The 15,141-nt window shown below is 51.3% G+C and carries 12 protein-coding genes; 2 read left to right on the top strand and 10 right to left on the bottom strand.

Annotation, left to right across the window (positions count from 1 at the left end; genetic code table 11):
* Nucleotides 1-104 precede the first annotated feature (104 nt).
* The 9 genes from HBA93_RS12595 to HBA93_RS12555 all read right to left on the bottom strand — a co-directional run bounded on the left by HBA93_RS12595 (nt 105) and on the right by HBA93_RS12555 (nt 11,602).
* A complete protein-coding gene (locus HBA93_RS12595; RefSeq protein WP_221723490.1) occupies nt 105-851 on the bottom strand; it encodes an SDR family oxidoreductase in 747 nt (248 codons plus the stop codon).
* 128 nt (nt 852-979) lie between these two features.
* Nucleotides 980-3,640, bottom strand: coding sequence for an alanine--tRNA ligase (alaS, locus tag HBA93_RS12590; protein WP_221723489.1), 2,661 nt, complete (start codon nt 3,638-3,640; stop codon nt 980-982).
* Between the two features lie 297 nt (nt 3,641-3,937).
* The gene (gene recA, locus HBA93_RS12585) at nt 3,938-5,023 is read right to left on the bottom strand and encodes a recombinase RecA (protein WP_121993172.1); all 1,086 of its coding nucleotides are present in this window, start codon (nt 5,021-5,023) and stop codon (nt 3,938-3,940) included.
* Between the two features lie 318 nt (nt 5,024-5,341).
* A complete protein-coding gene (locus HBA93_RS12580; protein WP_121993171.1) occupies nt 5,342-6,004 on the bottom strand; it encodes a YiaD family glycine zipper/OmpA-like lipoprotein in 663 nt (220 codons plus the stop codon).
* A 240-nt stretch (nt 6,005-6,244) separates the two neighbouring features.
* Nucleotides 6,245-7,246 carry an ABC transporter ATP-binding protein gene (locus HBA93_RS12575; protein WP_221723488.1) on the bottom strand — a complete coding sequence of 334 codons (1,002 nt, stop codon included), beginning with the start codon at nt 7,244-7,246 and terminating at the stop codon, nt 6,245-6,247.
* Nucleotides 7,247-7,308: 62 nt separating this feature from the next.
* On the bottom strand, nt 7,309-8,376 hold the full coding sequence (locus tag HBA93_RS12570; RefSeq protein ID WP_221723487.1) for a Gfo/Idh/MocA family protein: 1,068 nt from the start codon (nt 8,374-8,376) through the stop codon (nt 7,309-7,311).
* Nucleotides 8,373-9,212: a carbohydrate ABC transporter permease gene (locus HBA93_RS12565; protein WP_122005442.1), complete on the bottom strand. Its 840-nt coding sequence runs from the start codon at nt 9,210-9,212 to the stop codon at nt 8,373-8,375. The genes HBA93_RS12570 and HBA93_RS12565 overlap by 4 nt, the downstream gene beginning before the upstream one ends.
* A 10-nt stretch (nt 9,213-9,222) precedes the next feature.
* A complete protein-coding gene (locus HBA93_RS12560) occupies nt 9,223-10,152 on the bottom strand; it encodes a carbohydrate ABC transporter permease (RefSeq protein WP_113945627.1) in 930 nt (309 codons plus the stop codon).
* Between the two features lie 175 nt (nt 10,153-10,327).
* On the bottom strand, nt 10,328-11,602 hold the full coding sequence (locus HBA93_RS12555) for an ABC transporter substrate-binding protein (protein WP_121993202.1): 1,275 nt from the start codon (nt 11,600-11,602) through the stop codon (nt 10,328-10,330).
* 646 nt (nt 11,603-12,248) lie between these two features.
* Here HBA93_RS12555 and HBA93_RS12550 point away from each other — a divergent pair.
* Together HBA93_RS12550 and HBA93_RS12545 are read left to right on the top strand one after the other, a co-directional pair.
* Entirely contained in the window at nt 12,249-13,127 is an 879-nt protein-coding gene (locus HBA93_RS12550) for a glucosamine kinase nucleotide-binding domain-containing protein (RefSeq protein WP_221723486.1), read from the top strand.
* The gene (locus HBA93_RS12545) at nt 13,127-13,519 is read left to right on the top strand and encodes a pyrimidine dimer DNA glycosylase/endonuclease V (RefSeq protein ID WP_221723485.1); all 393 of its coding nucleotides are present in this window, start codon (nt 13,127-13,129) and stop codon (nt 13,517-13,519) included. The genes HBA93_RS12550 and HBA93_RS12545 overlap by 1 nt, the downstream gene beginning before the upstream one ends.
* Nucleotides 13,520-13,599: 80 nt before the next feature.
* On the opposite strand, the gene HBA93_RS12540 is transcribed toward HBA93_RS12545, so the two are convergent.
* Nucleotides 13,600-15,003 (bottom strand): L-serine ammonia-lyase, encoded by a 1,404-nt coding sequence (locus tag HBA93_RS12540; protein ID WP_221723484.1) that lies wholly within the window; start codon nt 15,001-15,003, stop codon nt 13,600-13,602.
* Nucleotides 15,004-15,141 lie beyond the last annotated feature (138 nt).

The raw sequence follows: 15,141 nt of genomic DNA, 5'->3' as shown, positions 1-15,141 counted from the left end.
TAAATCCATTTAAGCCAGACATGCCTTAGATTTCCATGTCAATGCTGTGGGCGCGTTGCATTCTTGCTCCCCATTCAAAGCGGCTGGCTTTGGGCAGTTATGCCTTAGCGACCACCGGATACATCCAGCAGCGCACCGGATGTATAAGATGAAGTATCACTCAGTAACCAGACAATTGCTTCAGCAATCTCAACTGCTTCGCCGGGGCGCCCCATTGGCGTATTCACACCCAGCCTGTGCGCTCTGCCCGGCTGCCCGCCACTGGCATGAATATCCGTATTTACTAAACCCGGCCGCACAGCATTTACACGCACCTTCTGAGCACCGAGTTCTTTCGACAATCCGAGCGCCAGTGCATCCACAGCAGCCTTTGAACCGGCATAGTCAATATATTCAAACGGTGAGCCAATTCGTGAAGCAACAGAGGAAACCAGAACAATCGAACCGCCCTTGCCGCCCCGTTCTACAGACAGGCGTCGCGCACTTTCACGGGCACAAAGATAAGCTCCCAGCACATTGACATCAAACATGCGCTTCAAACGTTCCGCGCTCATATCAGCCAATTGCATGGATGGTGCAACAATGCCGGCATTGACCACAACGCCATCCAGCTGACCAAACTGCTTTTCAGTCTTGTCAAACATGGCAATAACATCAGCCTCAACAGCAGCATCACCCTGTATGGTGATCGCTTGTCCGCCAGCCTTGCGCACATCTTCCGCAGTTTGTTCCGCAGCCTCACGATTGCCAATATAATTAAGACCAACGGACCAGCCACGCTCACCGCATAAAATTGCAGCAGCCCGTCCGATGCCACGGCTTGCACCTGTAATCAAAATAGTCTTGCTCATTATCTCCACCCTTTATTCCAGTCTGTATTCTTTGAGAAACATGCCCCTCCGGCATCTCAAAGCATTTTTATAAATAAAAAGCCGCCGGATCTCTCCGGCGGCTTGAACTATTAAAGCTCGTTCAAGGCTCAACCTGCAATAGCTTCAGCCAGAGCAGCCAGTGCTTCATCAGCCTTGCTGCCATCCGGGCCGCCAGCCTGTGCCATATCTGCACGGCCGCCGCCGCCCTGACCGCCAAGTGCTGCAGACGCAACACGCACCAGATCAACAGCACTGAAGCGCGATGTCAGATCATCCGTTACAGCAACAACTGCACTGGCCTTACCGTCTTCGCTCACACCGATGAAAGCAACAATGCCGGAGCCGAGTGCCTTTTTACCTTCATCCGCCAATGGCTTCAGGTCTTTCGGTGCAACGCCGGTCACACTGCGTCCCATGAACTGAACACCATTAATGGTCTTCGCTTCATTATCCGACTTGGAAGAACTACCGCTGAGCGCCAGCTTCTTGCGGGCTTCTGTGAGCTCTTTTTCAAGCTTACGGCGTTCATCAATCAGACTGTTCACGCGATCAAGCGCTTCAGACGATGTGGTCTTCAGAGCAGATGCAATCGCTTTAACACGGTCATCCTGTTCTTCCAGATAAAGACGTGCGGCCTCACCGGTCAGCGCTTCCATACGGCGAACACCGGCCGCAACCGCACCTTCCGACACGATGCGAACCAGACCAATATCACCGGTCTGACGGACATGCGTACCACCGCACAGTTCCAGAGAATAAGTTTTACCGGCTTTATCGCCCTGTGTCGCAGTGCCCATGGAAACCACGCGCACTTCGTCGCCGTATTTCTCGCCGAACAACGCCATAGCACCGGCTTCAATCGCATCATCCACGGCCATCAGACGGGTAACAACCGGCGAGTTCTGCAGAATGATTTCATTAGCAATGCTCTCAACCTTGCGCAGCTCTTCTTCGCTGATCGGCTTCGGATGCGAAAAGTCAAAACGCAGACGTTCAGGAGCAACGAGAGAGCCCTTCTGCGCTACATGATCACCAAGCGTTTCGCGCAGTGCTTCATGCAGAAGATGGGTTGCCGAGTGGTTGGAACGCATACGTGTGCGGCGATCATGAGCAACGACCAGCTCAACCGCATCACCGGTTGCGAGCTTGCCTTCGCGGATCACAGCCTGATGGACAAATACACCATCAGCTTTCTTCACTGTGTCGGTCACTTCAATGACAAAACCATCGCCATAGATGAAACCGGCATCGCCCTGCTGACCACCGGATTCCGCATAGAATGGTGTCTGGTTGACGATAATGCTGACAGTTTCGCCCTGCGCAGCCTTGTCAATGATTTGACCATCACGCACCAGAGCAGTCACAACGCCTTCAGCTTTCTCGGTATCGTAGCCGAGGAATTCTGTAGCGCCGACTTTGTCACGTACCGAGAACCAAACCCGTTCAGTCGCAGCATCGCCCGAACCCGACCAGTTGGCGCGCGCTTCGGCCTTCTGGCGCTCCATAGCCGCACTGAAACCATCTGTATCAACAGTAATGCCACGCTGGCGCAAAGCATCCTGCGTCAGGTCAAGCGGGAAACCATAAGTGTCATAGAGTTTGAATGCAGTCTCGCCATCAAGGCTCTGACCTTCACTCATATTCTCTGTTGCATCACTGAGAAGACCAAGACCGCGCTCAAGTGTCTTACGGAAACGGGTCTCTTCAAGCTTCAGCGTTTCAGAAATCAGAGCTTCTGCACGCACCAGCTCCGGATAAGCCTGTCCCATTTCGCGAACCAGTGTCGGCAGCAAACGATACATCAGCGGATCGCGTGCACCAAGCAACTGTGCATGACGCATGGCACGACGCATAATACGGCGCAGCACATAGCCACGACCTTCATTGGACGGCAAAACACCATCGGCAATCAGGAAGCTGGCAGAACGCAGATGATCGGCGATTACGCGATGGCTGGCGCGTTGTCCGCCTTCAGCCTTCACGCCGGTTGCCTCCTCCGAAGCACGGATCAGTGCTTTGAACAGATCAATATCATAATTATCGTGCACGCCCTGCAAGACGGCAGCGACACGCTCCAGCCCCATACCTGTGTCAATCGACGGGCGTGGCAAATCAATGCGTTCTTCTTTTGTAATCTGCTCGAACTGCATGAAAACGAGATTCCAGATCTCGATGAAACGGTCACCGTCTTCATCTGCCGATCCCGGAGGGCCACCCCAGATATGGTCGCCGTGATCGAAAAAGATTTCCGAGCAAGGGCCGCAAGGGCCGGTATCGCCCATCGACCAAAAATTGTCATTGGTTGCGATACGGATGATACGGTCATCCGACAGACCGGCGATCTTTTTCCAGTAATTCGCAGCATCGTCATCCGTATGATAAACGGTAACAAGCAGCTTATCTTTGTTCAGACCAAATTCTTTGGTGAGCAAATTCCATGCAAAGGTAATTGCCTCTTCTTTGAAATAATCGCCGAAGGAGAAATTCCCCAGCATTTCAAAGAAAGTGTGATGGCGTGCAGTATAACCGACATTGTCCAGATCGTTATGTTTACCACCGGCGCGCACGCATTTCTGCGCAGTCGCTGCACGGCTGTAAGGGCGTGTTTCAAGACCGGTAAAAACGTTTTTAAACTGTACCATACCGGCATTGGTGAACATCAAAGTCGGGTCATTGCGTGGCACAAGCGGGCTCGACGCCACCGCTTCATGGCCATTCTTACGAAAATAATCGAGGAATGTTGACCTGATCTCGTTAACGCCGCTCATTATTCACCTTTGGGTTCTGCCCGATTTAAACCGTAGTAACACGGCCTGTCATATCTCAAATAAGTATGGGATCCGGTTTGCGCAACAGCTTGATCCGGCCAGATAATTACCCGATCGCCTTCAGCATGTAACCATATCCGTTATTGTTACTGCCTGCTTTTAAACAGATGATCATGCAGTGTCCAGATATCCGCCCATATATCTGCATGCATAGAAGTGCCGCAGCAACAAAATACCCCGCATCACGGCATGTAATGCGGGGTATTGCGATCTTATCAATGATCTGAGCGCAATAAATTACGCTTCAGCGGCATCCGGCGCATCATCGCCTTCAGGTCCGCCGTCCAGCATCTGCTCCGCAATCAGACCGGCATTCTGACGCAGGGTCAACTCAATCTCATTGGCCACTTCCGGATTTTCCTTCAGGAAGTTTTTCGCATTATCGCGCCCCTGACCAAGACGCTGCGAATTATAGGAGAACCATGAACCGGATTTCTCAACAATACCGGCCTTTACACCAAGATCGATCAACTCACCGGTCTTGGAAACACCGGCACCATACATGATATCGAACTCAACCTGCTTGAACGGAGGAGCGAGCTTGTTTTTAACAACCTTAACGCGGGTCTGGTTACCCACGATTTCATCGCGCTCTTTGATCGAACCGATGCGACGAATATCCAGTCGAACCGAAGCATAGAATTTAAGCGCATTACCACCGGTCGTGGTTTCAGGCGAACCGAACATCACGCCAATTTTCATACGGATCTGGTTGATGAAAATCACCATCGTATTGGATTTGGAAATCGAAGCTGTCAGCTTGCGCAATGCCTGACTCATCAGACGTGCCTGAAGGCCCGGAAGAGAATCACCCATCTCGCCTTCAATTTCCGCACGCGGTGTCAAAGCTGCAACGGAATCCACAACCAGCACATCAATCGCACCGGAACGCACCAGCGTGTCAGTAATTTCCAGCGCCTGCTCACCGGTATCCGGCTGCGAGATCAAGAGATTTTCCAGATCAACACCGAGCTTGCGGGCATAAACCGGATCAAGTGCATGTTCAGCATCCACGAACGCACAGATACCGCCTTTTTTCTGCGCTTCGGCAATCGTGTGCAGCGCCATTGTTGTTTTACCCGAGCTTTCAGGCCCGTAAATTTCAACAATACGCCCTTTCGGCAAACCACCAACGCCAAGCGCAATATCCAAAGACAGCGAACCGGTCGGGACAGTTTCAATTTCCACTATCTTGTCATTCTGACCAAGGCGCATGATCGAGCCCTTACCGAATGAGCGCTCAATCTGTGACAGTGCCGCGTCCAGAGCCTTTGATTTGTCCACTGATTTATCCTCAACAAGTCGTAATGAATTCTGAGACATTTTACACTATCCCTTTGCGTCACTTGAAGTCCGCAGAATGAAACTTTATGGATAATATGTATCCTATTTGTTCTCAATTCGCAATAGGATTAAGTCATTGATTTTAAATCAATATAACATTTTGTTCTTCTGATGTTCTAATTTACAAATAATGCAACACTAAAAAAGATTTCGAAAATTAAAACAAGACGGGAACGGATTTAATCAAAAGTCGATTCGATCATTTTGTCTTACCCGTGCAGACATATACCCTTCCGGCAGACAATAAAAAACCGCCCCGGTATGACCGGAGCGGCTCTTTGAAATAGCTTTAAAGCCTTAAACGCCTTTGAGCGGGGAAATTTCGATTTCCACGCGACGGTTCTGGGCACGGCCATCCGGTGTTGCATTGGAAGCAACCGGCTGGGTTGAGCCAAAGCCCATAATAGCAAAGCGACGGCCATCAATGCCCTGACCGCTCAGATAATTACCAACGGACATAGCACGACGCTGAGACAGATTCTGGTTATGTGAAGCAGAACCTGTTGAATCCGTATGGCCTTTAATATCAACCAGAGTCTTGTCGAACTTACGCAGAACAATCGCCACTGAAGACAGTGTCGAATAGAATTGCGGCATTACAACATCCTGATCGGTGTTAAAGGTAATGCTGGAAGGCATGTTCAGAATGATGCGGTCGCCATTACGGGTAACCGATACGCCGGTGCCCTGCAGCTGTGCGCGCAGTTCATTTTCCTGACGATCCATATAGTTACCGATTGCACCGCCACCCAACGCGCCAAGACCGGCACCGATCAGAACAGCATTACGCTGCGCAGTGCTCGAACCGCCGACCATCAGACCACCCAGCGCACCAACAGCGGCACCGATACCTGCACCGCCGGCAGTGTTAGACATCTTCTGTTCGCCTGTATAAGGATCCGTTGTACAACCGGCCAGAAAGGTCGCAGCGGTTGCGGCAATAGCAATCTTTTTCAACATGGTTCAATTTTCCTGATTCAAGATGTGCCGCAGGATAACGGCAAATACGGCAGCATGTTGGTTAATTTTGGACGCAAGGTCAAATTCATATCGCAAAAAGGGTGTTTTAAAGTTTCATACTTTAACAAACCCGCTTTAAAACGGACAACCACGACCATAGTTGCCCGTCATTTCAGACAATACAAAATAACAACCGGACAATCTGTTCAGGTTTTCCGCTTATTTTAAGAATCGCAATGCTTAGCGAATTGCCCGCGCCTCACCGTCGAAGCGATGAATTTTACCGCTGTCCGGCGTCGCATAAACCTGCGCGCCTGCCTCAATACGATACTGACCGAAAATACGCACTGTCAGCAGTCCTGCAGCCTCTGTATCAATATAAACGTTGGTATCCGCACCGAGCTGCTCTACATGCACCACGGAACCTTTCCACTGGCCTGAATTTGTATCCAGCGTAATATGTTCCGGCCGGATGCCGATGCGCTTTGCCTGACCGTCATTCAGCGCAGCAGCATCGACGAAATTCATCTTCGGCGAACCGATAAAGCCCGCAACAAATTCATTATCCGGTGCATTATAGAGATCCATCGGTGCGCCGACCTGCTCAATACGTCCGGCATTCAGCACAACAATCCGGTCTGCCAGTGTCATCGCTTCCACCTGATCATGAGTAACATAAATCATAGTCGCGGACAGCTGGCGATGCAGTTTGGCGATTTCCAGACGCGTATTCACACGCAATGCCGCATCAAGATTGGAAAGCGGCTCATCGAACAGAAACAGTTTCGGCTCACGTACCAGCGCACGGCCAATCGCCACACGCTGACGCTGACCACCGGAAAGCTCAGCCGGACGGCGCTGCAAATAGCTCTCAAGCGATAACATACCGGAGGCCTGCGTGACCCGCTCATTAATTTCAGTTGCAGGCTTACCAGCCTGCTTAAGGCCAAGCCCCATATTGGCTTCAACTGTCAAATGCGGATAGAGCGCATAGCTCTGAAACACCATAGCGATACCGCGTTTGGCAGGCGGCGTCTGATTGACCACCTGATCATCAATACGCACTTCACCGGAATTAGCATCTTCCAGCCCCGCAATAATACGCAGCAGTGTGGATTTTCCGCAACCGGACGGCCCGACGAAAACGACCAGTTCCCCGTCCCGCACATCCAGATCGATACCTTTGATAATATCGACCTGACCATATGATTTACGGATATTATTGAGTTTCAGAGTTCCCAAAGTCGTTTTCCTGTCAGAATGTTTTCAAGGCCAAAGCTACGCAATGCAAATCGCAGGCTGTTTTATAATTTCACAGCCAGACCGCTGCGCACGCTTTCATCCGCGGCAAGACAAATACGCAAAGACTGTACCGCATCGTCCATATGGCGGGTCAGATCAATCTTCTCTGTAATCGCCTTCAGCATGAACGCCTGCTCGCGGTCGCACAGTTCCTGATGATCCGGCTCGCCCTGCATAGAAAGCAATTCATCCTGTTTCTTGAATTTGCCCTCGGCATCGGTTGCGGCCTGATGCACACGAATGACAGATGTTTTGGTGTGGGTGTTAATGTCAGCGGAGCTTGCGCCCTCTTCCATAACAATCGAAACACAGCCCTTCGGCGAGATCACATCTTTCACGAAGAAAGCCGTTTCCGACATCATTGGACCCCAGCCGGCTTCGTACCAGCCTACCGAGCCATCCGCGAACAACACTTGCAGATGACCGTAATTATACATGCCTTCCGCAACTTCATCGCTCAGACGCACGCCCATGCCGCGCACTTCTACGGCCTTGGCATCGGTGATCTGGCACATCACATCCAGATAATGCACACCGCAATCGACAATCGGCGATGTGGCTTTCATCAGCTGCTTATGTGTCTGCCAATGGGCGCCACTGGATTGCTGGTTCAAATTCATACGGAAGACATAAGGCCCGCCAAGATTGCGCGCTTCTTCAATCAGGCGAACCCATGACGGATGATGGCGCAGAATATAGCCGATCACGAGCTGACGGCCTGTTTCTTTGGCTTTTGCCACTACGCGTTCAGCATCCGCCACGGTTGTCGCCAATGGCTTCTCAACAAAAACGTCGCTGCCTGCTTCCATAGCCATAATCGCATAATCGGCATGGCTGTCCGAATAGGTCGCCACACAAACCAGATCAGGCTTGAGCTGCTGCAGCGCCTCTTCATAGGAGGTCAGCAGCGGATAGGAGCGCAGTTCTTCAGGCAGATTGATGCTTGAGCGATTAACCAGACCGACAATCTCGAAGCCCGGATTTTTATGATAGACCAGCGCGTGGCTCAGCCCCATATTCCCCAGACCGGCGACCATTACGCGCAGTTTTTTTGCCCCTACTTCATTCATTTGACTGCTCCTGCGGTAATGCCGCGAATTAACTGACGGGAGAATATGAAATACAGGATCAGTACCGGCAGGATCGCCAGCGACAGCGCGGCCAGAACCGCATTCCAGTTGGTTACATATTGCCCGATAAACATCTGTGCGCCCAGCGTAACGGTTTTGGTTTCCTCAGACGGCGCAAGGATCAGCGGGAACCAGAGATCATTCCAGATCGGGATCATCGTAAACACCGCAACTGTTGCCATAGCCGGACGCACCAGCGGCAGAACAAGGCGGAAGAAAATACGATATTCACTCAGACCATCCATACGGCCGGCATCTTTGAGGTCTTTCGACACCTGCCCCATAAATTCAGACAGGATGAAAATCGCCAGCGGCAGCCCCTGTGCCGTATAAACAAGGATCAGCGATGTCAGCGTATTCACCAGACCACTGGCCACCATCAGCTCCAGAATGGAAACCGTACCAAGGCGGATCGGGATCATGATGCCCAAAGCCAGATACAGCCCCATCAGCGTATTGCCGCGGAAGCGATATTCCGACAGTGCGAAGGCGGCCATTGCCCCGAAAATCAGCACCAGTGCAATCGCAACCACTGTGACGATCATACTGTTCTGAAAATAGAGGAAGAAATTACCCTGCGTCATCACCGTCTGATAGCCGACCAGACTGAATGTTTCCGAATTTGGCAGTGACAAAGGCGAGCGGAAAATTGCCGCCTTGGTCTTGAAGGAGTTTATGATGATGATCACCACCGGAAACAGAGCGATCAGCGTATAGAGGATAAGGATCGCATGGGCGGCGATACTGCGTACCGGAGACTGGGTTGCGCGGCTCATATTATTATCCTCAGAACTGGTAGCGACGCAGACGTCGCTGAATACCGAACAAATAGACACAGACGCCGATCAGAATGATGAAGAACATCAGCGAGGCGATCGTCGCACCCATGTTCTTGTCGCCAACCTGAAGCTGGAAGCCGAAGAAGGTGCGGAACATGAATGTGCCGAGAATATCGGTGGAGTAATTCGGCCCTGCCAGCGCACCCTGCGCCGAATAGATCAGATCGAACGCATTGAAATTACCGACAAAGGTCAGAATGGAGATAATCCCTATGGACGGCAGGATCAGCGGCAGTTTGATCTTCCAGAACTGCGACGCGCCGGTAATTCCGTCGCATTCCGCAGCTTCAATAATCTCGTCAGGAATAGACAGCAGCGCCGCATAGATCAGCATCATCGGAATACCGATAAACTGCCAGACTGAGATCAGGCCAAGTGCTGTCAGCGCATATTCTTTCTGGCCGAGCCATGGTGCAAACAGGCTTTTCAGCCCGACCAGATCCAGCATATTCGGTGCCACGCCCCAAAGCGGTGACAGGATCAGCTTCCAGACAAATCCGACAATCACAAAGGACAGAATGGTCGGAATGAAAATCGCCGAGCGGTAGAAAGCGGCAAAGCGTAATTTCGGATGGCTGAGCAATGCGGCAAGCAAAATACCGATCGGGTTCTGCACCACCATATGGATGACAAAGAACCACATATTATTGCCCAGCGCGTTCCAGAAGCTTGCAGACCAGCGCTCATCGCCAAGCAATGTGCGGAAATTATCCAGACCGACAAAAAAACTTTGCTGATTTTCGACGCGGAACAGCGACAATTGCATGGTTCCGAAAAGCGGCAGGATCATAATAGCCGTATAAACCAGCACCGCCGGTGCCAGAAAAACCGCTATATGCCAGCGGAAAGGCGGTTTGCTTGTCGAGTTTCGCGCCATACCGGTCGTAAGCTTTCAAACAGGGCATTTCCGGCAGAGCAACTTTAGTCTTGTGCCGGAACATGCATAAAAAACAGGTAACAATAATAACACGGCAAAAAAGCCACCCGCCTGCTCACGCACCACATATTCATCAGACAGTGGTACGGGTTGCGGCGAATGGCTTTAATTCATGTTACTTCGCAGGCTTGTACCAGCTGTCGAGGCCTTTTTGCAGCTTTTCGCCAGCCTGTTCAGGTGTCACTGTACCATTGATAACATTGGCGGATTCAATCCAGGTTTCGTTCTCCAGATTTGGTGTACCGCGTGAGAGGATCTGGTAGGTCGAACGGATGGTCGACTTACAATCCTTACGCCAGCCAACCATTTCCGCAGCCAGCGGGTCTTCCAGTTTGATTTCATTGGAAGACAGGCTGAAGAAGCCCGGCAGCGCATTTGCATAAATGGTTGCGAATTCATCCGATGCCACCCAGTTCAGGAACTTGGCTGCAGCTTCCGGATTTTTGGTCTTGGCATTCATGCCGATACCCAGATCATTGTGATCGGAGATATAGCAGGTGTCGCCGTCTTTACGAACCGGAGGCGGAAACGCGCCCATTTTGAAATCAACCTGCGGGTTGAAAACGCTGATTTCCCATGAGCCGGTCGGGTAGATTGCGGCGCGACCGAGGGTGAACAGATTCTGGCTGTCCGGATAGGTCTGTGCTTCAAAGCCGTCGCCCAGATAATCTTTCCATTTTGCAAGAGTCTTATAAGGGTCAACCCAGTCCGCATCGGTCAGTTTCTGTGTACCGGCGATCAGAGCTTTACGGCCTTCCTCACCCTTCCAGTATGTCGGGCCGATATTCTGATAGCCCATCGTTGCGGCTTCCCAGAGATCCTTGGTGCCCATAGCCATCGGAATATAATTGCCGTCAGCTTTGATCTTGTCGAGCGCTGCGAAGAACTCTTCTTCAGTCTTAGGAACGCTGACGCCTACTTTTTCAAAGGCATCTTTGTTATAGATGAAGCCGTGAATAACCGAGGCAACCGGCACGCAGAAAGATGTCTTTCCGTCATCGGTCTGCCATGCGGATTTCGCCACATCGCTGAAATTCTTCATACCATCGAGATCATTGAGCGAAGACAGCTGACCTTTTTCATAAAGCGCCAGTGACTTGTCGAACGGACGGCAGGTGATGATATCACCGGCAGTACCGGCATCAAGCTTGGCACCCAGCGCCGCATCATACTCGGTCGGTGTTGAAGGATTGAAGGTAACTTTAATACCCGGATTGGCTGCTTCAAAAGCCGGAATGAGCTTTTCCTGCCAGATCGGCAGATCATCATTACGCCAGCTTTCAATGGTCAGCGTTACATCCTGTGCCGAAGCAGCCGATACAGCACCCAGTACGGAAGCACCAAGAACACTTGATGCCAGCAAAGCGGAACTGAAGTTTTTAAAATTCATTTTACTCTCCCCGCGCGCACTCATTCAGAGGCGTCATTGAAATATGTTTGTTTCTGTTCTCAGAGCACTTCCGGTTTTCCGGATAGTCACTTTCAGATCTTACCGTTGCAAAAAGCCGCACCGGCTGTTCATTATCAGCTGCCAATTCCGGCATACGGACAGGAAATCATGTCCCTCAGCCTCAGAACAGAACCATTGATTGCAGAAAGAAAAACTTCGGGAGTTTTCATGATGCAGGTTACGGTATATTTCTCAAAATACCCCGTCCGGCACTCACGGCTCCCTTAAGACCTCTTCTCCCGTCTGTCCTCGCATAGAGTAATGCGTAAATATCTTTTCCTGTCCAGCAAAAGCAAAGAATTTATCACCATTACTTGCATTCTCAGGCAGTCGTCTTATTCAAACAGCAATATTGGTTCTATTTTTTTCGACCATATGGATCATCATAAAAGACCATCCTTGAATACCAATTCACACAATCCGAGTGAAAGCAGGCTTGTGCGACTCGCAAAAGTATTTGGCGGGCAATTAACGGGCCTTGCGGATAATTTAAAACGGTTTAAATGAAAATATTCTCGGAATTGGCAATTTGTGTTACCTGCAATAAAACCCGTATCAGAAACGGGCAGAGAATCGGGAGCATAATGTGGCGGATTATATTCTTGGCATAGACGGTGGCGGCACCGGATGCCGTGCAGCAATTGCAGATACAACAGGTAAAGTCTTGGGTACCGGTCAGGCAGGCCCTGCCAATATCATGACCGATATGGATATATCCGTGGTGAATATTCTTGCCGCTACCGATGCCGCACTGCTTGCTGCCGAATTGCCGGTAAAATCCTATAGCCGCATTACTGCCTGCCTCGGTCTGGCAGGTGCCAATGTTTCCGGCGTTGCCGAACAGTTACAGCAAGCCCTGCCCTTTGCCAGAAGCAGTGTGGTCTCCGACGGTATTATTGCTTTGCAGGGTGCTATCGGCGATCAGGATGGGGTTGTAGTCATTCTCGGCACCGGCTCTGTCTATATTTCCCGTCAAAATCATAATGTTACTATGAAAGGTGGCTGGGGTTTCAAAGTCAGCGATCTGGGCGGCGGGGCGCGCCTTGGTCAGAAACTTCTGGAAGAATCCCTGCTGGCCTATGACGGTATTTATCAGCGAACACCGCTTAGCAATGCGCTGCTTGATCATTTTGACAATGAGCCGCATGCCATTGTGCGCTTTGCCCATGATGCACGCCCGAATGATTTTGGTCGTTTTGCGCCAATGGTTTTTGAATATGCTGCGCAAAATGACCCGCTGGCAGAAAAAATCCTCAAACAGTCGGTCGAGACGATTGAAGCAGCTCTCGACGTATCCATGAGTGATGATCAGCCGGTTTTGTCTCTGATTGGCGGTCTCGGCGCGTTTTACGGCCCGCGTCTCTCTGCACGCTATCAGCCGCGCCTGCGTACACCTGAAGCCGATGCTCTGACCGGTGCAGTTGCCCTTGCAGCCAAATTAAACAGCAAAACCACCGCAATCTGATGACCCGTATCAATTGCATACCACCGCAGGAGCTGACGGGCCCGCATCTGGTGGCAGAATATCGTGAGCTGCCGCGGATTTTCACCCTTGCCCGCGCAGCCATCGAGCGCGGAGAAAAACCGGATGATCCGCGCAATCCGCGCAGCTACACTTTGGGCAAGGGCCATGTGCGGTTTTTCTATCCGCGTCTGGGCTTTCTTGTGCAACGGCAACAGGCATTGATTGATGAAATGCTGCGCCGCGGCTATCAGCCGTCTTATCAGTCAACAGCACATCTTATTGAAGGCATTCCGGCACAATGGTGCGCTGACTGGCAACCGGATGAAACGGCAATCACCATCAATAAAGAACGGATTGACGAACGCCTGAACAAACTCAATTCAAAAGATTAAAATATTTCTATATCTTATTGATAAAAATAAAAAACTCCGCATTCATCATGCGGAGTTTTTTGTATTATATAAAGGAAAAATCAGCACTCAACCACATTCACAGCAAGCCCGCCGAGGCTGGTTTCCTTATAGCGCTCATTCATATCCACGCCGGTCTGGCGCATCGTTTCGATACAGGCATCCAGCGGTACGAAATGCGTACCATCGCCCTTTACAGCCAATGACGCACCGGTCACAGCCTTAACCGCACCCAGCGCATTACGTTCGATGCAAGGCACCTGCACCAATCCGGCAATCGGATCGCAAGTCATGCCCAGATGGTGCTCCAGCGCGATCTCAGCCGCATTCTCAATCTGCTCAGGCGTTCCGCCCAGCACAGCAGCAAGCCCCGCCGCCGCCATAGCCGAAGCCGAACCGACCTCACCCTGACAGCCAACCTCAGCACCGGAAATCGACGCATTATGTTTGATAATACCGCCAACCGCTGAAGAGGTCAGCAGAAAGTCGCGAATGCCCTTCTGGTCAGCATCATCATGGAAATGCAGGTAATAGCGCATGACGGCAGGCACAACACCAGCCGCACCATTGGTCGGTGCGGTAACAACACGACCACCGGCGGCGTTCTCTTCATTCACCGCCATCGCATAAACGGACAGCCAGTCATTAGCGAGCAGCGGATTATGACGGTTCTGGCGCCATTCTTCATTCAGCCGGTCATGCAGCTGCTTGGCACGGCGGCGCACATTCAGCCCGCCCGGCATAATGCCTTCCTGTGTCAGCCCGCGCTCGATACAACTGCGCATCGCGTCCCAGATTTTATCCAGCCCCGCATCCAGCTCCTCACGGCTCATACGGGTTTCTTCATTAGCGCGTTTCATTTCCGCGATGGAAAGACCGCTTGCCGCAGACATTTGCAGCATCTCTTTCGCCGTGGAGAAAGGATAAGGCACATTATCATCGACCTGCTTCTTGCCGCCGCTTACACGCGTTGCATTCAGCTCTTCCTCGGTGACGATAAAGCCGCCACCGATCGAATAATAAACGCGGCGCAGCAAAACACGGTCATCACGATCCAGTGCTTCAAAAGCCAGACCATTCGCGTGCCCCGGCAAAGCCACTTTACGATCCATTACCAGATCGGCTTTAGGGTCAAAATCATAGGCCGGATGACCTGCGGGGCGAATTTTGTGCTCTTCATTCACCTTGGCCAGCAGGCCGTCCATTTTATCCGGATCAATATTGGCCGGCAAAAACCCGCAAAGGCCGAGGATAACCGCCCGATCCGTTGCATGGCCGATACCGGTAAAAGCCAGCGAACCATGCAGATAGGCCTTGATACGTGTCACTTTCGCATTATGCGGACGTGGCCACTCGCCGTCTTTCAGCTCTTTCAGAAACTGATGCCCTGCCGTCATCGGCCCCATTGTATGGGAACTGGACGGCCCGATGCCAATTTTAAACAGATCAAAAACTGACAGGAACATAGAAGATACCGTTCTTTCATTTCCAGAGCATATCGCAGTTAAATGGACTCATTTAGCGTCCGCGAGTATGCGACAAAGCAAAGAATCTAGAGCGAGCGCTATGATCCAATCTGGACGAAAACCGCTCTTAAAAGTGCA

Origin of the sequence: Ochrobactrum sp. SFR4 (assembly GCF_019730395.1) — a bacterium.
Taxonomy (GTDB): Bacteria; Pseudomonadota; Alphaproteobacteria; order Rhizobiales; family Rhizobiaceae; genus Pseudochrobactrum.
Note: the sequence above shows the minus strand (reverse complement) of the source record. Positions and strands in the feature narration are given on the sequence as shown.